The sequence below is a fragment of the Streptomyces sp. NPDC030814 genome, assembly GCF_055572155.1.
The window spans coordinates 1-23286 of the sequence record NZ_JBVIDX010000037.1; the positions used below are offsets into that span (position 1 = coordinate 1).

Below are 23286 nucleotides of genomic sequence, written 5' to 3' on the forward strand. Positions count from 1 at the left end.
AGCACGGTGAGCCCGATCAGGATCCCGGTGATCGTCCCACCGGACGCCATCCGGTCCACCAGCGCCTTCGTGGCCAACGGCTGCAACAACGCCCCGGCGGCCCCGACCAGGGCACACAACAGACCAAGGGCAACGGCCCAACGGTGCGGCCGGACATACCCGTACAGCGCCCTGACCGTCTCCCGGGCGGACCGGGACGTCTCATGGGACTCATCCCTCGTCGGGGCGGATGCGGTGGTCACGAAAGTCCTTTCGTCTGCGGCCTGCCCGGCACCGTGTGCGGCGGTGCCGGGCAGGCCGGGCGGAAACACGTACCGGCTCAGCGGACGAGACCCGCAGTGCTCGTGGCGAGGGCGTGCACCAGCGCTCCGGGGACCTCGGGGCGGACGGCGAGCAGGAGGAGGACGCCCGCCCCCAGCACCAGGCCGAGGAGCTCCAGGACGTCGCCCCGGCGAGGGACGACGTCAAGGACAGGCCCGTCGGCCGACGTCCCGGGGGAAGCGTCGGGCTGCACGCGCCGCGCATGGTCTGTCATGCCTCCAGCCTGGGAGCCCGCCCTCCCCAGGCCCACCCGGCAACCGTCGGGTCCACCCCCGCCGAGTGGCCGAAGGAGATCGTCGCCCGGTCGCACAGGACGGTTCACCGTCGGCCCGGGCAGCGGACGGCTCACCGGAAACCGCCACCACGCGCCGCTGGACCCATGGGCCCGTCCGGGCACCCACGACATGCCCTGCCCGGCCGCGAACGTCCCCGGCGCACCCGTCGGGCCCCGCCTCGTCGGCGATGAAGCTGCACCGGGATCGAGGACCGGTCGTAGTGCGTGACGAGCGGGGCCGCTCCATGTGCGCGTCATTCGGGTGAGGCGCAGACTGGCCGCAGGGGTCGACGATCTGGAGGCGCCATGCGGCTGAACAAGGAGATCGACTGCACGGTCAGGCTGGGTCTGCACGACGTCAGTGACGACGACGTGGCGAGCCTCGTACGCGACGTCCGGCGACGGGAGCACGAGGTCGCCATGCTCTGGGAGCCAGGGGACGACTGCGCCCTGACCGTGGATTTCGGCGATGACCTGGAGGGCGCCCAGGCACTCGTCGAAGCGGCAAACGGGCTCGAGAAGGGTTCTGGCGACGGGGACTGAACCCCCTCCACGATCGCCTGCCCTGGGGGCGTCAGCGGCCGAGGCGGGGCGGACCGTGTCGCCGCACCCCCTTCTTCCTCGGTCCGTTCAGATGTGGCGCGCTGCCTGCCCGGCCGCATCCGTTCTCGTCGTCGCGTCGCCCACGTCGCACGAAGCGGATCAATCACGCGAGCGAACCGGGCACAGCAATCGGCTCACCTGCTCCACCACGACCGCGCCTGCGAACCCATCGCCCGGACAACAAGGCCACCGTCCGCGCCATCGACCTCAGAAGCAGGGCCCGCGCGCCCGTACGGACCGGCACCCGGTTTCTGGCCGAGCCGTCACCCCAGAACCTGGTGCGGACCGCCACCAGCCTGCCGGGTCAGAGCGGGAACTCCAGCAGCGCATTCGTCAGGGGCCGCGGAACCTCTTCGGCCTGATACAAGCGGATGACCTATCCCCTCCCCATCGCTCGCCCGTACCAGGAGGAGCTCAGGGCAGTGCGTCGGCGGCCGGCGGTGCGGTGTCGTCCCCGGTGGGGCTGACCAGTCCGGTCTGGTAGGCGACGATGACGGCTTGGACGCGGTCGCGGAGTCCGAGTTTGGCGAGGACACGGGCGACGTGGGTTTTGACGGTGGCCTCCGACAGGTGGAGGTGGTCGGCGAGCTCGGCGTTGTTCAGGCCTCGGGCCAGCAGTTGCAGCACCTCGCGTTCGCGTGGGGTCAGCGCGGCCAGGTCGCGGTGGATCACGGTGGTGTGGGACTCGTGCCGGGCGAATCGTTCGACGAGACGGCGGGTGATGGCCGGGGCCAGCAGCGCGTCGCCGGAGCGGACCGTGCGGACGGCGGCGACGAGGTGTTCGGGGGTGGTGTCCTTGAGCAGGAACCCGGCGGCCCCCGCGGACAGGGCCGTGTAGACGTAGCGGTCCAGGTCGAACGTGGTCAGGATGATCACACGTGGTGGTTCGTGGTCCGTACCGGTCAGAATGTGGCGGGTGGCTTCCAGACCGTCCAGCTCCGGCATGCGGATGTCCATGAGGACCACGTCGGGCCGGGTGCGCCGGACCGCGTCGACGGCTTCCGTGCCGTTGGTCGCCTCGGCGACCACGTCGATGCCGTCGGCCGTGAGGATCATCCGGAAGCCGGTGCGGACCAGTGCCTGGTCATCGGCGATCACCACGCGCGGCGGGCAGGTCACGGAGCCTCCAAGGGAATCAGTGCGGTGACGCGGTAGCCGTCCTCGCGGTGTGGCCCGGCGCGCAGGGTTCCCCCGTAGACGGCGAGGCGCTCACGCAGGCCGATCAGCCCGCGTCCGGTTCCGGTGGCGCCGGCGGGACGCCTGGACGTACCCGGTGTGCCGCCGGTGTCGGTGACCTCCACTCGCAGGTGGGTGGCCGCGTGGTCGACGGTGACCGCCGCGCTCGCGCCCGCCGCGTGCTTGACCGTGTTGGTCAGTGCCTCCTGCACCACCCGGTAGGCGGCCAGTTCGATCCCGGACGGCAGCGGACGCCTCTGCCCGGTCACCGTCAGCGCGACCGGCATCCCTGTCTGGCGCACCCGTGCCACCAGCGTCTCCAGTTGGTCCAGCCCCGGCTGCGGCGCCAGATCCACCGGGCCGTCCGGGTCGGCGCCACCCGGATCGGCCGGGGTGTCCGTGGTGAGCAGCCCCATCACGTGGCGCAGTTCGGTCATCGCCGCCCGGCCGCCGGCCTCGACCGCGAGGAGCGCCTCGCGGGCCTGGTCGGGATGGGCGTCCATGACCTTGCGGGCGGCGCCGGCCTGGATGACCATCACGCTGACGTTGTGCGTCACCACGTCGTGCAGTTCGCGGGCGATCCTGGCGCGTTCGTGTTCCACCGCGCGGCGCAGCGCCTCGGCTTGCTCACGTTCCATCGCGGACAGGCGTCTGCGGCCCTCGTCCGTTCTGAGCTTCCAGGTGCGCAGGCCGTTGGCCGCCACGACGATCGGGACCAGGATCAGGTACGGGGCGTACTTGTCGGGGACCGTGGGCAACGCCGAGTCCGTGCTGACCAGGAGCACCGCCACACCCAGGCTTGCCAGGGCGGGAATCCGGTGGGGGCTGTAGGCGGCGGCGCTGTAGGCGGCGACGACGCAGGCGTAGAAGGTCAGCCGCGGTGCGTCGTCCGGCGTCACCATGACCGCGGCCAGCACGATCCACAGCACGGCGAGCGGGTACCGGCGGCGCAGCGTCAGAGGTGCCGAGGCGCTGATCGCCACGATCACCGGGCCGATCCACTCGCCCGGCACGGGCGCGGGCCGGTCTCCTCGGTCGACGATGCCGGTCATGTTGTCGAGTACGTAGGAGACGGAGCCGACGCCGACGGCCAGCGCCATCGCCGCGTCGAAGGCCCGGCCGCGCCGGGTGGGCCGCGGCGGCGGACCGGTCGGACGCGTCAGGAGTGCGAGCCACTCTCCCAGCCGGGCCGGTTCGACCCGCTTCCTCAGTCGGTCCGCCATAGGCACGGTCGTCACCGGCTCATTCTCGCGGACGACCCCGGCGGCGACATCCGTCCATGTGATCACCGTGATCATCCGGGATACATCGATCGACTACATCGTGAGGATGACGCCGTACGGCCTCCTCTCTGCGAGGTACCGGAAACGGCCCCGGCGGCCGACGTGCCGGGACCTGACCCTCTCCTAGCGTCCCTGGAAACGGAGTTGGCGACCGAGGGAGAGACGACCATGACCACGCCATTGACCGAACCGCCCGCCGTGAGCCGCGACGACGGGACCAGGACCCCGGACAGCCCGCCGCGGGCCCCCCGGAACCGGATCCTGCGCCGCGGCCTGGCCGCACTGGCCGGGCTCCTCGTCATAGGGACGTGTGTGCCCGCCTCCGCCGCGGCCGCGTCCACCGCGGCTGATCGTGCCGAATCGCCGGCCGTGTCGAGCGGCACGCTGCGGCTGCCGGGGCCCACCGGCCCGCACCCGGTCGGCAGGACCTTTCTGCACCTGAAGGATGCCTCCCGCCCCGACCCGTGGGTCCCCGGCGTGAACGCGAGGGAACTCATGGTCTCCGTGTGGTACCCGGCGCACCCCTCGGCCGGGCGACGGGCCCCGTACATGACGCCGACGGAGGCGAGGCTCCTCCTCGAGGACGGCGGCATCACCGATGTGCCGCCGGAGGTGTTGAGCACGACACGAACCCACGCCATCAGCGACGCCGCACCGGCGGGACGCCGACACGGTCTGCCCCTGATCGTGCTCTCCCCCGGCTTCACCAAACCCCGCGCCACGCTCACCTCACTGGCCGAGGACCTGGCCAGCCGGGGTTACGTAGTGGCAGGAATCGATCACACGTACGAGAATGTCGCAACCACCTTCCCGGACGGGCGAGTTGCCACCTGCGCCGCCTGCGAGGTCGGTCATGACCAGACGTTCTGGGAAAAGCTGGTGACAGGCCGAGCAGCCGACGTCTCCTTCCTGCTCGACGAACTGACCGGACCACGGCCGAAGTGGCGGGGCGCGAGGCTGATCGACCGGCACCGGATCGCGATGGCGGGCCACTCCGTCGGAGGCGCGAGCACCAGCGCCGCCATGCTCGCCGACCCCCGGATACGCGCCGGGGTCGACATCGACGGCACCACCCAGGTCCCGATCCCGGGCAGCGGCCTGGCGCGCCCGTTCCTGTTCCTGGGCAGGCAGTCCACGTACACCCCGGGAGGTGGAGGCCCAGCCGTCACGTGGGAGCGCGACTGGGAGCACCTGACCGGATGGAAGCGATGGCTCGTGGTCGCCGGCGCCGAGCACGCCTCCTTCACCGACGTCGGCCTCCTCGCGGAACAACTCGGCCTCGACATCGGAGCCACCCTGCCCGCGGCCCGCACCTCACAGATCACCCGCCGCTACGCACGGGCGTTCTTCGACCTGCACCTCCACAACACACCACAATCCCTGCTGGATCAGCAGTCACCCCAGTACCCCGAAGTCGGGTTCTGCTCGGTGGAAGCGCTGAGCTGCGGCAACTGATCCGCTTCCTCGAAAGCGAGGTCCCGCCCCCGTAGTGGTACCGCCGCCGGCCCTCGAAGCGGGCCGACGGCCCGGGCGTCCAGCGGCCCGGACGGATGCCGTGCGCGCCGCCGGACGCCCGGCCTTCGCAGGTGCGGCGTCAGCGGGAGTGGCCGAGTTGGGTGAGGGCCAGGTCGAGCATGTCGGCGAAGAAGTCGGCCGCGGTGGTGTCGATGCACAGCGGTGGCTTGATCTTGAGGATGTTGAGATGGTCACCGGTGGGCTGGACGATCACGCCGAGGTCGAGCATGCGGTCGCAGAGTTCGGCGGTCTCCTCCGTGGCGGGCTCCAGGCCGGCGCGGTCCCGGACGAGTTCCAGGCCGAGGTAGAGGCCCGAGCCGTGGACGGCGCCGATGATGCCGTAGCGGTCGGCCAGTGCCTCCAGCCGGCTCTTCAGATGGCCGCCGACGCGCGCCGCGTTGCCCTGGAGGTCTTCGTCGCGCAGGGTGTCCAGGACGGTGAGGCCCACGATGCTGGAGACGGGGCTGCCGCCGGTGGAGGAGAAGAAGTAGCCCTGGTCGCGGTACCGGTCCGCGACCGCCTTGGACGTGATGACGGCGCCGAGGGGGTGTCCGTTGCCCATGGCCTTGGCGACACAGACGATGTCGGGGACGACCTGCTGCTGCTCGAAGCCCCAGAACCAGTGTCCCAGGCGGCCGTATCCGACCTGGACCTCGTCGGCGACGGCCAGGCCGCCGTGACGCCGTACCGCCGCGTACACCTGGGCGAGATAGCCGTCGGGCAGGGCGACTCCTCCGGCGTTGCCGTAGAAGGTCTCGCCGATGAACGCTCCCGCCGGGCGGCCGGCCGCGGCCAGTTCGTCGATCACCGCGACGGCCTCGGGTCCGTAGCGCACGGCATCGGGCCCGCGGTGCCGGCCGCGGTAGGAGTTGGGCGAGTCCACGGTGTGCACCCAGCTCGGGCGGGTGGCCAGGGCGTTGGGGTTGTCCTGGAGCGAGGTGGAGACCGCGTCGGAGGCGTACGTCCAGCCGTGGTACGCCTCGCGCAGCGCGACGACGTCGTGCCGGCCGGTTGCTCCGATGGCCAGCCGAAGCCCCAGATCCACCGCTTCCGAACCGGAGTTGACGAGGAACACCGTGTCCAGAGGGTCGGGGAGGAGGGAGGCGAGGCGCTCGGTGAACTCCACCACGGAGGCGTAGTGGAAGCGCGAGTTGGTGTTGAGCCGCCGCAACTGCCTGGCGACCGCGTGCTCGACGCGGGGGTGGGCGTGGCCCAACGGGGTGACGTTGTTGACGATGTCGAGGTACGACCGGCCGTCGGTGGACAGCAGATGGTGACGCCAACCCCGTTCGATCCGGGGAGGGTCGCCGTAGTAGTGCTCCTGCACGGTGGCGAACACGGCGTCACGCCGGCCGAGCAGGTCCCTCTCGCGCATACGGTCGGAGTCGGCCGGAAGGCCGAGGAGCGGGGCGGGGTCGGCGGTGAGCGCGAGCCAGCCGGCGGCGTACTCGGGACGGACCAGGCGCGGGACGGCGGGGCTGTCGGCGTCGCGCAGCGCGACGTGGACCGAGGCACCGGAGCCGAGGTGGGCGATGTCCTCGCCCGCCCGCACCGTCGCGCCGGTGGTGACGACGGGCCGGTCCGCGTGCGGGAAGGACAGCGACAGCACCTGTGTGCCGTAGGTGAGTTCGACGTGGCCCGGCACCGCGGTGCGGACCGTCCCCTCGGCGGGCGCCTGCACGACGGCGTCCCGGCCGAGCCGGAGGTCCATGCCCGTGGGCACCGTGGCCGGGGACAGCGCCGACAGAGCCGGTGTCCGGGTGAGGCGCGGACGGGCGTACGGGATGGCGACGGCGGCCGCTCCGTCCGCGAGGGCGGCGGTCGTCAGCCGGTCCTCGGTGCCGGCGTCCGTCCAGGCCCCGTGGTCCATGGAATCGGCGTCGGTGGACAGGTCGAGGAGGGTGATGTCGGCGGCGGCGAGGTCGCGCAGGAGGGGGCGTACGGGGGCGTCGGTGCGCGCGGGTGTGCCGGCGAGGCCAGCCGCGTCCCTGACGAGGCGGCTCATCACCGGCAGGGGCAGGCTGGTGGCCTGTTCGAAGATGCGCCATTCATGGTCGAGCGCGTCCTTGGCGTAGGCGTTGTCCTCGTCGACGGCGGCCTGGTGCCGTCCGCTGACCACGAGGGCGGCGGCGCGCAGCACCACGATCGGCCACACCGCGTCGGCCTCCTCGGCGGAGAGCGGCCGGACGGCGTGGAAGGCGCGGACGGCCGGCAGCACATGGTGAGGCTCGATGCCGTCGTGGTGGAGCATCGAGGACAGGGGTATGGCGAGTTCGCCGACCGCCCAGCTCGTGGTCACGTCACCGAAGTCGATGATCCCGTCGGGCAGGGGCGGACGGCTGTCGGGACGGCGGACCAGGTTGTCGTCGGTGAGGTCCATGTGCACGGCCTGCGAGGGCAGCGCGTCGGCGAGCCCGTGGACCTGGGCCCAGGCCTCTTCGGTCGCGGCCAGGACGGCGGCGCGCCGGTCGGGTTCGGCGATGTGCCCGGCGAGCCTGGCGACAACGCGATCGGCGTGCCGCGGGTCCCACTGCAGCACGCGGTCGAGGCCGGGGTGCCGGAAGTCCCGCAGGGCGGTGCTGACCTTCCCGGCGAGCGCGCCCATGCCCGCGACGGTGCCGGGAGACAGGTGCCGGGGTCCCGAGAGCGTGCCTCCGGGCACGTGGCGCAGCAGGCGCGCGACGGCCGGACCGCTGTCCGTGTCCACCGTCGCGCGGCGCGGAGAGCCGTCGGGGCGGCGCAGGACCGTGGCGATCCGCAGGTCCGGGCAGGCCGAGGCGATCAGGTCGGCGGCCGCGTCGGCGGCGTCGATCTCCACCGCGCCGAACGCGGGGTTGGCGATCTTCAGGATCGCCAGGGGTGTCCCGTCGCCGGTACGCATCAGGAAGTTGGCGTCCTGCTGGCTGCCCAGCGCCTGCGCGCGGGCCGTGACGCCGAGGTGCGCGGCGATGTGCTCGGCCTCGTCCGGCGCCAGGCGGGGCACGGGGAGGGCGTCCTCGGCGAAGAAGTCGATCGTGCGGTGCTCGTCGGGCAGCATGCGGGGTCCTCGGCTGGTGCGGGCGGGGCAGGTCTCGGACGCTCGGGTGCCTGTTGCGGTACCAGGTCGGCGGAGCCGTCAGTCGACGTGCCACAGGAAGCGGTGGGTGTGGATCGCGAAGTAGGGGAAGTTCTCCACGGCCGCGACACCCTCGACGGGCCGTACGACGTCGTTGATGAAGTCCAGGAGATCCCGCGGCTGGGGGCACACCACCTCGGCGAACAGGTCGAAGCCGCCGGACGTCAGGACCGTGTACACGACCTCGTCGTGCCGGGACAGTTCGTCGGCGACCGCGCGGGGGTCACCGTCGACGCGCAGGCCCAGCAGTGCCATCGCCTGCTGGCCCATGGTCATCGGGTCGGTCACCCCGACGACCTGGACCGCCTTGGCGTCGATGAGCCGCTGGAGCCGCAGCCTCGCGGCCGAGGGCGACAGCCCCACCTTGGGGCCCAGATCGGCGTACGGGATCCGGCCGTCGACCTGCAACTCCCGCAGGATGGCCCGGTCGATGTCGTCCATGCGGACCTCTCCCCTGTACGAATCCGGCAAGCGTGATGCTTGTTTCAAGCACCATGCCGCATTCTCGCGCGCGATTCAAGCGTGAGTACGACAGAATCGAGCGCAGACGACGACAGGATCGAGTGACCCAAGAGATCCGGCCCGCCGACGGGGAGGAGTCGGCGGGCCGGGGGCGGGACCACGTCCGGTCGGTTCAGACCGTGGCGGGCTCGTCGTCGAGGCGGAACCTCGGGTCGCCCGGGACGGACGCGAGGAGTTGAGCGGTGTACGGATGGTCCGGCTCGGCGAAGGTGGCCCCGGTCGGGCCGAACTCGACGAGGTCCCCGTGCAGCAGGACCGCGACCGTGTCGCTCACATGCCGGACGACGGCCAGGTCGTGCGAGATGAACAGCATCGTCAGCGAGAGCCGGCGGCGCAGATCGGCGAGCAGGTTGAGGATCTCGGCCTGGGTCGTCAGGTCGAGAGCCGAGGTGATCTCGTCGGCGATGACGAACCGGGGACCCGGTGCGAGCGCCCGTGCGATGGCCAGCCGCTGCCGTTGGCCGCCGGAGAACTCGTGCGGGTAGCGGTCCATGCTGTCCGGGTCGAGGCTCACCTGGCCGAGCAGTTCGGCGATCCGCGCCCGTACCGGTTTGACCCTGGCCCGGATCGGATCGAGTGCCTCGGCGAGCGACTGCGCGACGGTGCGCCGCGGGTCGAACGACGAGTACGGGTCCTGCGGAATCATCTGGACCGTCGCGGCACCCGCCCGTCCGCGTGAGGTGCGCAGCGGGGCGCCGTCCACGAGGATCCGGCCCCCCGACGGCCTGTGGACGCCGACGAGTGTCCGCGCGAGCGTCGTCTTGCCCGACCCGGACTCGCCGACGAGAGCGAGGGTGCTGCCCCGGGGGATGTCGAACGAGACCCCCTTGAGCACCCTGCGGGCCGCGGCGCCGTGGCCGAGGTCGACGGTGAGGTCCTCGACGCGCAGCAGCGGGTCGGCCGTCCCCGCGTCCGGTGCGGTGGCTGTGACGGACATCAGCGGCTCCCTTCGGCGGCCGGCGGGCGGTCCGCGGCTGTGTCGGAAAGGTCGTCCGGCGGCGTCCCGTGCGGCGGTATCCCGTCCAGCGGCACCTTGTCCGGCTGCGTCGCGTCCGGCTGAGCCGGAGCCGTGTCGGCCGTCCACCGGACCGCGCTGAGGCTCGCGCCGGCCTCGACCGCGGCGGGCGTCGCCGCGAGCAACGCGCGGGTGTACGGGTGGGTGACCGTCCCCCGGCGCAGGTCGCGGCCCGTCGTACGGTCGACGACCCGGCCGCCGTGGAGCACCAGGACGGTGTCGCAGAGCACGCCGACCACGCCGATGTCGTGCGAGATGAACAGCATCGCCGTGCCGTGCTCGCGGTTGATGCGGCGGAACTGCCGGAGCACCTCCGCCTGGACGGTGACATCGAGTGCCGTCGTCGGCTCGTCGGCGATGAGGAGCCGCGGGTTCGTCGTCATCGCGGAGGCGATCGAGGCGCGCTGGAGCATGCCGCCGCTCAGCTCGTGCGGGTGCTGGCGCAGCCGCCGCTCGGGCTCGGTGACATGGATGTCGGCGAGGGCGCGGACCATGTCCCGCGCGGCCTGACGCCGGGGCGTCCCCAGATGCACCCTGGCCACCTCGGTGAGCTGGGTACCGAGCCTCAGCGCGGGGTTGAACGTGCCGATCGGGTCCTGGTAGACGATGCCGATCTCGGTGGCGAGGCGCCGCTCCGGCGGTGTTCCCAGCAGGTCGAGGTCGCCGAGGGTGAGGCGCGACGCGTTCGCCCGCACGCCCTCCGGGAGCAGACCCGCGACCGCCATGGCGATGGTGGACTTGCCCGAGCCCGACTCCCCGACGAGGCCGACGATCTGCCCGGCCCCGATGGTGAACGACACGTCGTCGACGAGTGTCCGGTCACCGGCCCGCACGGTCAGCCCGGCGACGTTCAGCAGACCGTCCTGCTCCGCTTCGGCTGCCGCCCCCACGGCCCCCACACCGCCCGACGCCTGACGAGTCTGAGGCACCTGTGCCGGGGTGGCCTTGGCCGGTCCCGTCGCGTCCGCCGTCCCGGTCGGCGCGGGCGCCGTTGCGCGGGTGCGCGGGTCGACGAGTGAGGCCACGCCGTCTCCGAGGAGCATGGCGCCCACACCGGTGACGATGAGCATGATCGACGGAGCGAGGACGACCGACGGCTGGGCGAAGATCGACGGCAGCGCCTCGTTGAGCAGCCGGCCCCAGTCGTACTGCGGGTTCTGCACCCCGAGGCCGACGAAGGACAGACTGCTGATGTCGAGCAGGGACAGGGTGAAGCTCGAGCTGAGGAGCACCAGCAGCGGCCCGCTGATGTTCGGCAGAACGTGCCGGGCCAGGATGCGCGGGCCGGGAACGCCGAGCAGGCGCGCGGTGAGCACGTAGTCCTTGTCCGCGACGGTCGCGGCGAGATTCGCCGTCAGCCGGGCGAATCCCGGGACCCCGGCGACGGCGATCGCGACGATCGCGGACCCCGTGCCCGGTCCGAGCACCGCCGCGATGACGAGGGCGAGGACGAGCGAGGGGAAGGCCACCGCCGAGTCGATGAGCCGCAGACAGGTCTCGCGCAGCCATCCGGGGGCCAGGTGGACCAGCGCGCCGATCGCGACACCGACGGCGAACGAGGCGGCGGTGGCGGCGGCGGCCATGAGCAGGGTGAGCCGGGTCGCGACGAGCGCCCGGGCGAGGACGTCACGGCCGAAGGCGTCGGTGCCGAGGAGATGCTCGGCACCGGGTCCCAGCCGGGCGTCGTCGGTGAGCGTCTCGGCGGAACCGCTCAGCAGCGGCGGGGCCACGAGGGCCACGACGACGAGCAGTCCGAGGATCACGGCGCCGGCCATCAGCGACGGGTTGCGGCGCCACCGGCGCACGGTCGTGTCAGTGGCCACGCCGGCCTCCGTGGAGAGTGCGGGGGTCGACGATCCCGAGGACGACGTCGACGAGGAGGTTGACGAGCAGGGCGAGCATGCCGACGACGAGGATGATGCCCTGGATCACCGGATAGTCCTTGTAGATGATCGCCTGGACGACCTCGGTGCCGAGCCCCGGGTAGGTGAAGACGTTCTCCAGGATGATCGTGCCGCCGAGCAGGGAGGTGAGGACGAGTCCGCTCAGGGTGAGGACGCTCGTCACCAGGTTGGGCAGCGCGTGGCGGAGGTGGAGACGCACCGATCCCAGGCGGTGGCCGCGGGCGGTCCTCATGTAGTCCTGGGCGAGGACGGAGGCCGTCTCCTGCCGGACGACCCGGGCGATGGCGAAGGCCGGGCCGATGCAGAGCGCGGCGATCGGCAGGACGAGCGCGCTCGGTGTGGTGGCGCCGCCGGACGGCAGCAGGCCGAGGCTGATCGAGAACAGGACGATGAGGAGGGTCGCGACGACGTAGACCGGCGCCGACGCGAGGAGTCCGGCGACCGTGCCGAAGGCGACGCCGAGCCGGCGGCGGCGTCCGTCGCGGGTGAGGACGCCGACGGCCATGCCCAGCGGGACGGCGACGAGCAGGGACAGCAGGACGGCCGGGATGACGAGCTGGACGGTGTACGGCAGCCGGGTCGAGACGATGTCCGCGACCGGGGTGTCGAACCGGAACGAGGTGCCGAGGCGCCCGGACGCGATGTCGCCGAGGTAGTGCACGAACCGCGTCGTCATCGGCTCGTCGAGGCCCAGTCGTTCGCGTATCGCCGCGAGCGTGGCCGGGGAGGAGTTGGTGCCGGCGATGGCGCGGGCCGGGTCCCCGGGCAGCAGGGGCACGATGAGGAACGTCACGACGACCAGCAGCAGCATGGACATCAGCAGGCCGCCCGCCCGGCGGACTGCGAACCCGGCCCAGCCACCGCCCAGCCGCAGCCGGGGAACCGGCCGGACGGCCGCGGCGGGCAGCGGCCCCGTCGGGACCGCGGGCCCGGCGCTCACGACGCCCCCGCGAGCGCCGCGTCGTCCGGGCGCCGCTCGTGCCAGCGGAACCGCGGTTCGAGCTGGGCGGACAGCCGCAGCAGCGTCGCCTCGTCGTAGGGCGCGCCGATGAGCTGGGCACCGACCGGCAGGCCGTCCGCGGTCGTGTGGACGGGCAGCGAGATCGCGGGCAGTCCGGCGATGTTGACGAACGCGGTGAACGACACCATCCGGGTCTCGGTGGCCCGCGGACCGTCCGGGTCGGAGTTCGCCTCGTCGTACACGGGGCCGACCGGCGGCGCCACGACCGCGGTGGTCGGGGTGAGGAGAACGTCGAAGTCCCGGCCCCACTGGGCGACGACCTCGCGTGACTCGGCCTGCAGGCGCGCCGCCGTCCGGGCGTAGTCGCCGGCGGTGACCTCCAGGGCGGTTTCCCGGCGGCGCCGGATGTAGGGGTCCACCGCGTCGGGGTCGTCGACGTCGATGGCGTAGGTGGAGGCGCTGATGATCGTCCAGGTGAAGCCCATGATCGCCTCGTAGGAGAACATCTTCGGGCGGGCCTCGACGACGTCGTGCCCGAGGTCGCGCAGGGCCTGCGCGGCGGTCAGCGCCGCCGTACGGCACTCCTCGTCGACGGGCAGCCCGGTCGGCGCGTCGAGGAGCAGGCCGATCCGCAGCCGCCCGGGGTCGGCACCGACCTCGTCGAGGTAGGGGCGCACCGGTTCGGGCGCGCTGTACCAGGAGAGCCGGTCGGAGCGGCCCATGACGTCGAGCAGGAGGGCCGTGTCGCCGACGGTGCGGGTGATGGCGCCCTCGGTCGTCGAGTGTTCCCAGGCCCGGACGAGCGCGGGCACGCGGCCCCGGCTGGGCTTGAGGCCGATGAGGCCGGTGACGGACGCCGGGACCCGGATCGATCCGCCGCCGTCGCCGGCGTGCGCCACCGGGGCGAGCCCCGCCGCGACGGCCGCCGACGCGCCGCCGCTCGAACCGCCGGAGGTGTGCGCCGGGTTCCACGGGTTGCGGGTCTTGCCGTGCCGGGCGTTCTCGGAGACGGTCAGGGCGCCGAACTCCGGCGAGTTGGTCCGGCCGAGGGGGATCGCGCCGGCGTCGAGGAGGAGCTGGACGTCGGGGTCCGTGACCGTCTGCGGGGTGTCCCGGATGGCCAGCGAGGACATGGTGTTGGGCTGTCCGGCGACGGAGCTGAGGTCCTTGATGGGGACGGGGACGCCGTGCAGCGGGCCGAGCGGATCGCCGCGCAGCACCGCCCGCTCGGCCCGGACGGCCGCCGCGCGCACGGCGTCGGTGTCGAGCCAGACGACGGCGTTGACGGCGGGGTTGATCCGCTCGATGCGGTCGAGATAGGTCTCGGCCACCTCCACCGGGCTGACCTCTTTGGTGCGGATGAGGTCGGCGATCTGCTGGGCGGTGCTGTAAGGGTCGATCACCAGGGGGCTCCTGTGTCGGAAACGGTGCGAGGGGGTGCGGAGGGCCGGCGGGTCAGCCGGTGATGCGCAGGATCGGGTCGTCGAGCGAGCCGCCGAGCATGTGTGCGCTGAAGCCCTCGCGCAGCGCGTAGATGAACGGGTCGTTGACCAGCGGCACCGCGTCCACGTTCGAGATCAGGGCCTTGGCTGCCTTCTGGTAGGCGGCGCAGCGGGCGCCTTCGTTGGTCGCCGCGGCGGCCTGGGCGAAGGCCTTGTTCAGGGTGGGGTTCTTCACCGCGCCGAGGTTGCCGCCGCCCTCGGGCACGGTCGGGCCGACGAAGTGGCCGAGCGGGTTGGCGAGGGTACCGAGGAAGTTGAGGTCGGCGAAGACCGTGAGGTCCCAGGCGTCGGGCTTGCCGAACACGGTCCCGACCCAGGCACCGACGTCGACGTTGGCGAGGGTGACGTCCGCGCCCGCGGCACGCAGCGCCTCCTGGACGTACTGGTTTCCGGCGCCGGCGGGCCCGACGACCTGGGGGCCGACGAGGCGGATCTTCTTGCCCTTGAGCACGCCGGCCGCCGCGGCCTTGTCCTTCGGTACGAGGGGCGAGGAGTCGGGGTCGTTGCAGGGGATGTTCTTCTGCACGAACATCGTCGACGGCTCACCCGTGTCCTTGGAGACGACCTTGGTGAAGGCGGCGCGGTCGACGGCCTGGGCGACCGCCCGGCGGGTGGCGACGTCCTCGAAGACGGTGCCGGGGCGTTCGTTGAACAGCAGGTAGAAGTCGGAGAACCGGCTGATGCTGACGCTGTGGCCGTTCACGCCGTCGAAGCGCGGGATGCCCGAGGCGTCGATCTTGCCGATGTCGAGCTGACCACTCGTCACGAGGTTGCCGGTCGCGGTCGGGTCGGGCGAGACCAGGTACTCCATGGTCGTGGCGACCTTGCCGGGGATCTTCGTGCGCCAGGCCGGCCATGCCTTGTACTCCGGGCGGAGCGTGTAGGAGTACGAGACGCCGGACTGGGACTTCTCAAGGAGGTAGGGGCCGGACTGCGAGCCCTTGGCCTTTCCGGCGGCGAGGGCCTTGAGGTCCTTGAGTCCCGCCGGGCAGACGATGCCCGTGCTCGCGATCGACAGGCCGGTGACCATGTCGCCCCATGGCCTGGTCAGCGCGATCTCCACCTTGTTCGCCGCGTCGTCGGCGGTCACCTTCACCTTGTTGCCGGGGCCGAAGACCGTGGGGAGGTCGGGCGCCGCCGTCTTGGGGTCGGCGAAACGGTCGAGGGACGCCTTGACGATCTTCGGCGTGATCGGTGTCCCGTCGGCGCACGTGGCGTCGGTGCGCAGGGTGAAGGTCGCCGAGGTCGGCGTGGCTTTCCAGTCGGTGGCCAGACCGCCGACGAGCCCGCCGTCGTCCTTGCGCACGAGGGTGTCGTAACTGTTCCGGGCCAGCACGTAGTCGGGCAGGGACAGCGCCTTGACCGGGTCGAAGCCGGCCGGCACGTCGATCGTCGTCCGGATCTTCGTCGCGCCGGCGGCGTCGCCGCCGGCCGGGTCTGAGGACGTCGCTCCTGTGGTGGTGCAGCCGGCGAGGACGGCCGTCATGGCTACGGCGGCGGTCACGGGGACCGCGCGGGAACGGGTGTGGCGCATGGGTGCTCCTGGAGAGGGGTGTCGCGCTCTGCGCGGGTCGCACGGGATGGGCGGGACGAGCGCGAGCAGGTTCGGGGCGGAGGCGGTGCGCGTGGCGCTCGGCGGACGCTGCGGGGGAGCGGTCCGTGGAGCTCTCGGTGGGGAGAGAATGCCGCTTAGTTAACGGCGTAGTCAATAGCGTTAACTATCTTTGGCCGGGGAGTGGCGGACCCCCGCCGGTCGGCGGGGGTGAAGTCCTGCGGGTGGCGCGTGTCAGTCGCGCGGGAGCGTCGCCGCCTCCGCCTGGAGGGCGGTGAGAAGGATGTCCATCTGCCGGTGGAAGACGTCCGTCATGTCGAGGCTGCGCAGGTGTTCCTTGGCCGCCTCGGCGTAGGGGTATGCGGCGGGGTCGGCCGGCTGGTACTCCTGCACCCAGCTGACCTCGGCGCCGAACCGCTGGTTGACGAGCCGCCAGGCGTTGTTGCTCGCCATGGAGAGGGCGAAGTTCGAGAACGCCTGGTAGTGCAGGACGGCCGCCCGGCCGCGCCAGCCGCCGCGGTGGAACGCCTCCAGGACGGCGTCGACGGCACGCAACTCATGAAGGCCGCGGGTGACCCGCCCCATGCAGAGCGCGGCGGCCGCCGGGTGCTCCATGGCGACGTTCCAGGCACGGATCGCCAGGTCCCGCAGCGACTCGGTCCACGACTCGTGGGGCTGGTACCCCTCCAGGCAGAGCCTGTCGATCTCCTCCGCCACGGCGACCATGATGTGGTCGCGACTCGCGAAGTGCCGGTAGACCGCGGTCGCGGAGGAGGACAGTTCCTTGCCCAGCCGCTGGAAGGTCAGCGCGTCCGGCCCGTCCTCGTCGAGGATGCGCAGCGCGGTTGCCACGATGAGCCCCTGGGAGAGAGTTCCCCGTTGGAGCCGCTTCGTCGACCGGCTCCCAGCCGCTGCCACTCGAACGCCTCCCTAGGACGGACGGCGACCGCATACTGCCGCGGCCTGCGCCTCTTCACCGGCGACAATGGGACCAGCCTATGCGACTGGTTTCGAGCGGGTCATCCTGGGCCCGGTCGCCGGGAGGGCCGTCCCCGCGACCATCCCTCCGGTCATGGCCCCTCGCAGGGGTGTGCCACGAGGCAGGCGAGCGGACGACAGCCCGACCCGGAACTGAACGCAAACCAGAGCAGGGCCGGATGGAACGACGGATCGGCGCCGGCCTCCTCGCGTTCCGCGACCTCACCCAGCTGGAAGGCCCGACGGGGCGCCGGCCCAGTGTCGATCACCCTCATGTCCGTCAGCCGGGGCGGGCGACGTGGGCCCCCACGGATCCGCCGGGCGGTGTCCGGGCACGGCCGGGGCCGTACGGCCGGGACGTCAGCGGGCGGCGTGGTCCGCGGTGAGCCGGTCGAGGAAAAGGAGGGTGGTGTCGAGACGGTCAGGGGTGACAGCAACCGTGCCGGTGTTGCCATCGCGCCCCAGCAGGACCCCGGCGTTCCGCGCGGAGTTGCCCTGGTTGCCATGCCATCCGGTGTGCGTACCGGGCGTGAACCTACGCCGGTTCGGTGAACTGGTCGAACACCGTCACGGCGGCGCGGGTGGCGAGGGACCAGCGGTCGTCTCCTTCCGGGTCCTCCAGGTTGGGGTGTCCGGCGATCCAGCGCATATGGAAGCCGTCGAGCAGGGCGGCGATGGTGGTGGCGAGGTGTTCGACCGTGTAGGGCGCGCGCATGCGTAGCCCGTAGGCGTCCAGCAGCGCCTGGTACGCCTCGCAGGCGACCTCGGTGAACGACTCGCCGTAGTGCCCCAGGGCGTCACGGACGCGCGGGTTGGCGGCACTGGCGTAGAAACCGAGCAGCACGCGGTAGACCGGGTCCACACGGTGGTTCTCGTGGTTGTCCGTCAGGACGTCGTTGAGAGCCTCCTGCCAGGTGATGCCGCTGTCGACCGCCTCCTTGAAACGGCGGATGCTCTCCGGCAGCCCCGGGACCAGTTCGGCCTGTCGGCTGGTGAGGTGGAAGAGGAGATCCGCCTGGAAGTCGGCCTGGGCGGGCCAGATCTGGTAGATGGATCCGGTCGTGATCGCCGGTGCCGTGTCGTCGCCCAGCCTCTCCCGCATGATGCGGGTGGCTTCCTCGGTGACCCGCTTGACGCGGATGTGGGCAAGGGCCGCGGAGACAGCCTCCTCGCTCGTGTCGGAGGCGCCGGCGCAGACGAGCTGGGTGGCCGCTTCCAGCATGAGGGCCCGGGTCTCTTCGGGTGAGCGCCGAGGGAGCCTGCGTCTCACGGCGTGCTCCGTCATGTCCTTCCCTCCCATTGCATGATCGTTAACTCCGTGTGAACCGGGGCGTTGACAGGGCGCCAGCGTACACCTAGATTCCCGATCCGTAAGAAAGTTACGAAACTCGAAAGCGCCGATCACCTGGCCTTTCGAAGGTCCTCGGGCTGGTCCGAGGCACCGGTCATCCCGGTGCGCCCTCCTGCCCTCCTCTGCCTTCCACGCTCTCCCCGCATGCCGTGCCGGGCACCGCCCTGCCGTTTTCCGATCCTGGAGGATCCCGCATGCCCGCAATCTCACGCCCCCTCAGACTCGGCCTCGTCTCCGCCGCCATGGCGCCCCTGCTGGGCGTCGCCTCATGCAGCGGATCGGGCACCAACGCACCCTCGTCGTCCGGCGCCTCCGGGGGCGGCTCCTCCACGGCTGCGGACTCCCGCTCGGCGAGTGACGTCGTGACCGACTACCTCGGCTACGTCGGCGGAAAGGCGGGCAAGGCCGACGCCGGCCTCGACCCGGTCACCCTGGGCTGGGTGAACGTCGAGGGCGGCCCCGGCGGCAACCCCGAAGCCACCCTGGGTGCCCGTGCCGCGGTGAAGTACGTCAACGACAGGCTGGGCGGCATCGGCGGGCACCCGCTGAAGCTGAACGTCTGCACGGTGGTGTCCGCCGAGGAGGAGGGACAGAAGTGCGGCCAGCAACTGCTCGGCGACGAAGAGGTCTCCGCCATCGGCGTGGGCAACCTCTACCTCGGAGATGCCTCCTTCAACTCCGTGATCGCGGGGAAGAAGCCCGTGCTGGTCGGGGTGGCGACGGGCCCGACCATGCCCACCGCGAAGAACACCTTCAGCACGTTCGGCGACCTGCCGCACATCTTCGGCACCTGGGGGACGTACGCCCGTGACGTGCTGAAGGCGAAGACCGCGGCGGTGATCCACACGAGCACACCCGGCGACAAGATCGCCTCCGGGGCAGCGGTGAAGGGCCTGAAAGCCGCCGGTCTGAAGGTGAAGTCCGTCGGATTCGACGCGCAGTCGACCGACCTGATCGGCCCGGTCACCGCGGCCGGGGCGAACACCGCGGATGTCGTGGTCCCCATCTCCGTCGGCGGCGGATGCGTCGGGATCGCCAAGGCACTGAAGCAGCTCAATGTCACCAAGCCGGTGGTCTCCACGCCGCTGTGCATGTCCCCCGATGTCGCCCAGGGGCTCGGAGGGGACCTGCCCACCTGGACGTACGGCGTCGCCCAGACGCTGCCGACGGACTCCTCGGCCGCCGACTCCAAGGCGTTCCTGAAGGCCTCGGCGCAGGCGGGGCTGGGCAAGGGCGACCAGTCCAAGGTCTTCGCGCCGCTGGGCTGGAGCACGATCCTGACGTACGCGAAGGTGCTCAACGCCATCGGCCCGGACAAGATCACCCCCGGGTCGGTGGCCGAGCAGCTCAAGAAGTTCCCCGGGCCGGTCATCATGGGCGCCGCCGAGGTCAAGTGCGGCAAGTACCCGGACGCCCCCGCCGTCTGCAACGACCAGGCCAGGTTCTACCAGTACGAAGGCAAGGGCCGGTTCAAGCCCCTGACCGACTGGATCCGCCCGCCCCAGTGAACCCCCGCTCGCCCCAGTGAGCCCCCGCCCGACGCGCCGCCGCTGAGGTTGCGGCCCTCGCAGGACGCAGCCTCAGCAGCGCGGACTCGCGGATGTGCGGACTCATGACAGGAGTCATGCATTGGAACAGATCCTGCTCTTCGCCGTGCTCGGCCTCGGCCAGGGGGCACTGATCGCCGGCATCGCGCTCGGCGTGGTGGTCACCTACCGGGGCTCGGGCATCATCAACCTGTCCACCGGCGCGGTCGCCATGGCCTCGGCCTACGCCTTCTGGGCCCTGACCACCGGTTTCTTCGGGCTCACGCTGCCCGTGGGACCCGCTCTCGCCGGAGCCCTCGCCGTCGCGCTCGCCGTCGGAGTCCTGACAGAGGTGGCGGTCTTCAAGCCGCTGCGCACCGTCTCACCCCTGGCCAAACTCGCGGCCTCCCTCGGCATCCTGCTCACCCTGCAGGCCACCGTCCTTTTGGTCTTCGGGGTCCAGCCGCAGCAGGCACCGAGCATCCTTCCGGCCGGCACCGTCACCATGCTGGGCGTCACCACACCCTCCGACCGCTTCGTCCTGGCCGGACTGGTCGTCGTGATCGCCCTGGTCCTCGGGGCCCTGTACCGGTGGAGCCGCTTCGGCCTGGCCACCCGCGCGGCCTCGGAGAACGAACAGGCCGCTCTGCTGGCAGGCCTGTCGCCCAACAGCGTCTCGATGGCCAACACACTCCTGGCCGCCCTGGTCGCCGGGCTCCTCGGTGTCCTGGCCGCGCCCATCGTCCAGGTCGACTCCATGACGCTCCCCCTGCAGGTGGTCCCGGCCCTGGCCGCCGCACTCTTCGCCGGGTTCACCTCGCTGTGGATCGCCTGCACCGCGGGCATCCTCATCGGAGTGCTCCAGTCGATCGTGTACTACCTGTCCACGCAGAGCTGGTTCCCGACCGACAACGGCAACGCCATGCCCGGCCTCCAGCAGCTCCTCGTGTTCGCCCTGATGGTCGTCGCCCTGTACGTGCGGGGCGCCGGTCTGCCGCGCCGCGGTGAACTCGTCGAACAGCGGCTGCCTGCCGTACCCCTGCCCGAGCGGCTGCTCCGTCCCGCCCTGATGGCCACCGCGGTCGCCGCCGCCGCACTGATCGTGCTCCCGTTCGACTTCCGCCAGGCGCTCACGAACTCGTTGATCGGCATGATCATCGTGCTGTCCTACGTCGTCATCACCGGCTACGTCGGACAGATCTCCGTGATGCAGCTCGCGCTCTCCGGAACCGCGGGCTTCGTCCTCTCCCATCTCTCGGTCCGGCTGGGGATCCCGTTCCCGTTCTCCGCCCTCGGCGCGATGGTGCTGGCCACCCTGCTGGGAGTGGCCGCGGGCGTCTCCGCCCTGCGGGTGCGGGGCGTGAGCCTGGCCGTCGTCACCCTGGCCGCGGCCCTGGCCATGGAACAGGCGCTGTTCAACAACACCTCGTTCGGCGGAACGGCCGGAGTGTCCGTACCCCCGCCGAGCCTGTTCGGGATCGACCTCGGACCGAAAGCGGACTTCCGCGGCCTGGACGGCAACGAACCCAGCCCCATGTTCGGCTTCCTCGTCCTGGCCGTCACCGTCGCCCTCGGACTGTACGTCGCCCATCTCAGGCGCACCGGACTCGGCCGGCGAATGCTCGCCGTCCGCTCCAACGAGCGCGCCGCCGCGGCAGCCGGTGTCGACGTGCGGTCCGTGAAGATCGCCGCGTTCACGATCAGTTCCTTCATCGCCAGCGCCGCCGGCACCCTCTACGGCTACAACTTCGGCTCGGTCAGCGCCGCCCGGTTCACCGCGCTGGCCGCCCTCGGCCTGATCGGTTTCGCCTACATCGGCGGCATCACCATGGTGTCCGGAGCCGTGATCGCGGGGCTGATGTCCACCGAGGCGCTGCTGCCCCACGCACTGGACAAGTGGTTCGGGATCAAGGGGACTTGGGCCCTGCTCTTCGGCGGCGTCTCCCTGATCGTGACGCTGATCGCCAACCCCGACGGCATCGCGGGCGCCGCCCACCGCCGGAGGACGGCGAAGAGGGCGAGACGCGCGGCGGCCACGACGGGACCACCGGCCGACAACGCATCCGCCGCCGGCTCCCCGCAGATCCACCTCGGCCGCACCACTGCCGACGCCAAGGAGGTCGCACCGTGAACGTGCTCTCTGTCCAGCAGTTGGGCGTCAGCTACGGCGGCGTCCACGCGCTCAGCGATGTCTCCCTGGAGGTCGGCGAGGGCCAACTCGTGGGGCTCATCGGCCCGAACGGGGCCGGCAAGACCACCTTCGTGGACGCGGTCACCGGTCTCGTCGCCGCCCGGGGAAGGGTGGAACTTGACGGCAAGGACCTGACCGGACGGCCGCCCCATGTGCGGGCCCGCCGAGGGCTCGCCCGCACCTTCCAGAGCAGCGAACTCTTCGAGGACCTCACGGTCGCGGAGAACCTCCAGGTCACGGCGGACCCTTCGACGTGGTGGACCACGCTCGGCGAGACCTTCGGCCGCCGCCCGTCCCCGAACCCGGCTGTCCCTCAGGCCCTCGCGGCCCTGGGACTCGAGGACCTGGCCGACGCCTCGGCACACGAACTGTCCCAGGGCAGACGCAAACTCGTCGGTGTGGCACGGGCCCTGGCAGCCCGCCCCCGCATCATCTGTCTCGACGAACCCGCGGCCGGCCTGGACACGACGGAGAGCGCCGAACTCGGACGCAGACTGCGCGCGGTCGCTGAGGCCGGCACCGCGCTGCTCCTCATCGACCACGACATGAGCCTCGTGATGGGCATCTGCGACCACGTCGTCGTCCTGGAGTTCGGCAAGGTGATCGCCTCCGGGACACCCGCACAGGTCCGAACCGACCCCGCCGTCGTGACCGCCTACCTCGGGGCATCCGCCGTCCAGCCCGCCACCGCGTCCGGCGCTTCGGCCGGTGGCTCCGCCAAGGCCCTCACCAGCACACCGGAGACACCATGAGCACCCCAGTCCTGAAGGTGGCCGGACTCACCGCCGGATACGACGGAGCCGCTGTCATCCGCGGGATCGACCTCGAAGTGGGCGCGGGAGAGGTCGTCGCCCTCCTCGGGGCCAACGGAGCGGGGAAGACCACCACCCTCAAGGCCGTCTCCGCGCTGCTGCGCCCCCTTGCCGGCACGATCACTTTCAACGGAACGGACCTCGGCAGGATCCCGGCGGCGACCCGCGCCCGCCGCGGCATCGCCCACGTCCCGGAAGGACGAGGCATCTTCTCCGGCCTCACGGTGGCGGAACACCTGCGCCTCGGTCACCGGGGCGAGCGCCTCGACCAGGCGGCCGCCCAGCGTTACTTCCCCGCCCTGTCCCGCCTCCAGGACCGCAGGGCAGGACTGCTCTCCGGCGGCGAGCAGCAGATGCTCGCCATGGGACGAGCCCTGGCCCGCAGCCCCAAGCTGCTCCTGCTCGACGAGCTCAGCCTCGGCCTGGCACCCATCATCGTCGAGGAGTTGCTGCCCATAGTCAGGCGCTATGCCGACGACACCGGCTGCGGGGTGCTGCTCGTCGAACAGCACGTCGGCCTCGCCCTCGACATCGCCGACCGCGGCTACGTCCTCTCCCACGGCGAGATCACCGCGCACGCCACCGCCCGGGAACTCCGGGCCGACCAGTCCCGGATCATCGCCGGCTACCTCGGCGCGCAGCACACCTGACCCGGCCGGGCGGCGGCAGCCGCCGTACACACAAC

18 protein-coding genes and 1 pseudogene are annotated in these 23286 nt (G+C 71.6%); 6 read left to right on the forward strand and 13 right to left on the reverse strand.

What is annotated here, in order from left to right:
* Both ACZ43N_RS39845 and ACZ43N_RS39850 read right to left on the reverse strand, forming a co-directional pair.
* Nucleotides 1-242: pseudogene (locus ACZ43N_RS39845) on the reverse strand (ABC transporter ATP-binding protein); the annotation flags it as partial.
* A gap of 77 nt (nt 243-319) precedes the next feature.
* A complete protein-coding gene (locus tag ACZ43N_RS39850) occupies nt 320-535 on the reverse strand; it encodes a hypothetical protein (protein WP_468104369.1) in 216 nt (71 codons plus the stop codon).
* Between the two features lie 366 nt (nt 536-901).
* Here ACZ43N_RS39850 and ACZ43N_RS39855 point away from each other — a divergent pair, with 366 nt between their 5' ends.
* Nucleotides 902-1138, forward strand: a complete 237-nt coding sequence (locus ACZ43N_RS39855; RefSeq protein ID WP_468104371.1) for a hypothetical protein — start codon at nt 902-904, stop codon at nt 1136-1138.
* 474 nt (nt 1139-1612) lie between these two features.
* Here the strand turns inward: ACZ43N_RS39855 and ACZ43N_RS39860 are convergent, their stop codons facing one another.
* Both ACZ43N_RS39860 and ACZ43N_RS39865 read right to left on the reverse strand, forming a co-directional pair.
* On the reverse strand, nt 1613-2317 hold the full coding sequence (locus ACZ43N_RS39860; protein ID WP_468104373.1) for a response regulator: 705 nt from the start codon (nt 2315-2317) through the stop codon (nt 1613-1615).
* Nucleotides 2314-3597, reverse strand: a complete 1284-nt coding sequence (locus ACZ43N_RS39865; protein ID WP_468104428.1) for a sensor histidine kinase — start codon at nt 3595-3597, stop codon at nt 2314-2316. Before ACZ43N_RS39865 ends, ACZ43N_RS39860 begins: the two co-directional genes overlap by 4 nt.
* Before the next feature lie 228 nt (nt 3598-3825).
* On the opposite strand from ACZ43N_RS39865, the gene ACZ43N_RS39870 reads away from it, so the two are divergent.
* Nucleotides 3826-5112 (forward strand): alpha/beta hydrolase family protein, encoded by a 1287-nt coding sequence (locus ACZ43N_RS39870; protein WP_468104375.1) that lies wholly within the window; start codon nt 3826-3828, stop codon nt 5110-5112.
* 139 nt (nt 5113-5251) lie between these two features.
* On the opposite strand, the gene ACZ43N_RS39875 is transcribed toward ACZ43N_RS39870, so the two are convergent.
* From ACZ43N_RS39875 to ACZ43N_RS39915, 9 genes are all read right to left on the reverse strand, one after another.
* Entirely contained in the window at nt 5252-8209 is a 2958-nt protein-coding gene (locus tag ACZ43N_RS39875; protein ID WP_468104377.1) for an aminotransferase, read from the reverse strand.
* Between the two features lie 78 nt (nt 8210-8287).
* The gene (locus ACZ43N_RS39880; protein ID WP_468104379.1) at nt 8288-8728 is read right to left on the reverse strand and encodes an Lrp/AsnC family transcriptional regulator; all 441 of its coding nucleotides are present in this window, start codon (nt 8726-8728) and stop codon (nt 8288-8290) included.
* 193 nt (nt 8729-8921) lie between these two features.
* The gene (locus ACZ43N_RS39885; RefSeq protein ID WP_468104381.1) at nt 8922-9746 is read right to left on the reverse strand and encodes an ABC transporter ATP-binding protein; all 825 of its coding nucleotides are present in this window, start codon (nt 9744-9746) and stop codon (nt 8922-8924) included.
* Complete coding sequence (locus tag ACZ43N_RS39890) at nt 9746-11647, reverse strand: dipeptide/oligopeptide/nickel ABC transporter permease/ATP-binding protein (protein ID WP_468104382.1); 1902 nt, start codon at nt 11645-11647, stop codon at nt 9746-9748. The genes ACZ43N_RS39885 and ACZ43N_RS39890 overlap by 1 nt, the downstream gene beginning before the upstream one ends.
* Complete coding sequence (locus tag ACZ43N_RS39895; protein WP_468104384.1) at nt 11637-12668, reverse strand: ABC transporter permease; 1032 nt, start codon at nt 12666-12668, stop codon at nt 11637-11639. Before ACZ43N_RS39895 ends, ACZ43N_RS39890 begins: the two co-directional genes overlap by 11 nt.
* Nucleotides 12665-14092, reverse strand: a complete 1428-nt coding sequence (locus ACZ43N_RS39900) for an amidase (protein WP_468104386.1) — start codon at nt 14090-14092, stop codon at nt 12665-12667. The genes ACZ43N_RS39895 and ACZ43N_RS39900 overlap by 4 nt, the downstream gene beginning before the upstream one ends.
* Nucleotides 14093-14144: 52 nt before the next feature.
* Nucleotides 14145-15725 carry an ABC transporter substrate-binding protein gene (locus ACZ43N_RS39905; protein WP_468104388.1) on the reverse strand — a complete coding sequence of 527 codons (1581 nt, stop codon included), beginning with the start codon at nt 15723-15725 and terminating at the stop codon, nt 14145-14147.
* 252 nt (nt 15726-15977) lie between these two features.
* On the reverse strand, nt 15978-16595 hold the full coding sequence (locus ACZ43N_RS39910) for a TetR/AcrR family transcriptional regulator (protein ID WP_468104390.1): 618 nt from the start codon (nt 16593-16595) through the stop codon (nt 15978-15980).
* Nucleotides 16596-17256: 661 nt separating this feature from the next.
* Nucleotides 17257-17991, reverse strand: a complete 735-nt coding sequence (locus ACZ43N_RS39915; protein ID WP_468104392.1) for a hypothetical protein — start codon at nt 17989-17991, stop codon at nt 17257-17259.
* Between the two features lie 275 nt (nt 17992-18266).
* On the opposite strand from ACZ43N_RS39915, the gene ACZ43N_RS39920 reads away from it, so the two are divergent.
* From ACZ43N_RS39920 to ACZ43N_RS39935, 4 genes are all read left to right on the forward strand, one after another.
* A complete protein-coding gene (locus ACZ43N_RS39920) occupies nt 18267-19580 on the forward strand; it encodes an ABC transporter substrate-binding protein (RefSeq protein ID WP_468104393.1) in 1314 nt (437 codons plus the stop codon).
* A 121-nt stretch (nt 19581-19701) separates the two neighbouring features.
* Nucleotides 19702-21729 carry a branched-chain amino acid ABC transporter permease gene (locus ACZ43N_RS39925; RefSeq protein WP_468104395.1) on the forward strand — a complete coding sequence of 676 codons (2028 nt, stop codon included), beginning with the start codon at nt 19702-19704 and terminating at the stop codon, nt 21727-21729.
* Nucleotides 21726-22541, forward strand: coding sequence for an ABC transporter ATP-binding protein (locus ACZ43N_RS39930; RefSeq protein WP_468104397.1), 816 nt, complete (start codon nt 21726-21728; stop codon nt 22539-22541). Before ACZ43N_RS39925 ends, ACZ43N_RS39930 begins: the two co-directional genes overlap by 4 nt.
* Nucleotides 22538-23251 carry an ABC transporter ATP-binding protein gene (locus tag ACZ43N_RS39935; RefSeq protein WP_468104399.1) on the forward strand — a complete coding sequence of 238 codons (714 nt, stop codon included), beginning with the start codon at nt 22538-22540 and terminating at the stop codon, nt 23249-23251. Before ACZ43N_RS39930 ends, ACZ43N_RS39935 begins: the two co-directional genes overlap by 4 nt.
* Nucleotides 23252-23286 lie beyond the last annotated feature (35 nt).

Excerpts from the sequence above, each read along its gene's own strand:
- ACZ43N_RS39850 (WP_468104369.1), bottom strand. The coding sequence starts at position 535 with ATGACAGACCATGCGCGGCGCGTGCAGCCCGACGCTTCCCCCGGGACG.
- ACZ43N_RS39855 (WP_468104371.1), top strand. The coding sequence starts at position 902 with ATGCGGCTGAACAAGGAGATCGACTGCACGGTCAGGCTGGGTCTGCAC.
- ACZ43N_RS39865 (WP_468104428.1), bottom strand. The coding sequence starts at position 3,597 with ATGGCGGACCGACTGAGGAAGCGGGTCGAACCGGCCCGGCTGGGAGAG.
- ACZ43N_RS39870 (WP_468104375.1), top strand. The coding sequence starts at position 3,826 with ATGACCACGCCATTGACCGAACCGCCCGCCGTGAGCCGCGACGACGGG.
- ACZ43N_RS39875 (WP_468104377.1), bottom strand. The coding sequence starts at position 8,209 with ATGCTGCCCGACGAGCACCGCACGATCGACTTCTTCGCCGAGGACGCC.
- ACZ43N_RS39880 (WP_468104379.1), bottom strand. The coding sequence starts at position 8,728 with ATGGACGACATCGACCGGGCCATCCTGCGGGAGTTGCAGGTCGACGGC.
- ACZ43N_RS39885 (WP_468104381.1), bottom strand. The coding sequence starts at position 9,746 with ATGTCCGTCACAGCCACCGCACCGGACGCGGGGACGGCCGACCCGCTG.
- ACZ43N_RS39905 (WP_468104388.1), bottom strand. The coding sequence starts at position 15,725 with ATGCGCCACACCCGTTCCCGCGCGGTCCCCGTGACCGCCGCCGTAGCC.
- ACZ43N_RS39920 (WP_468104393.1), top strand. The coding sequence starts at position 18,267 with ATGCCCGCAATCTCACGCCCCCTCAGACTCGGCCTCGTCTCCGCCGCC.
- ACZ43N_RS39935 (WP_468104399.1), top strand. The coding sequence starts at position 22,538 with ATGAGCACCCCAGTCCTGAAGGTGGCCGGACTCACCGCCGGATACGAC.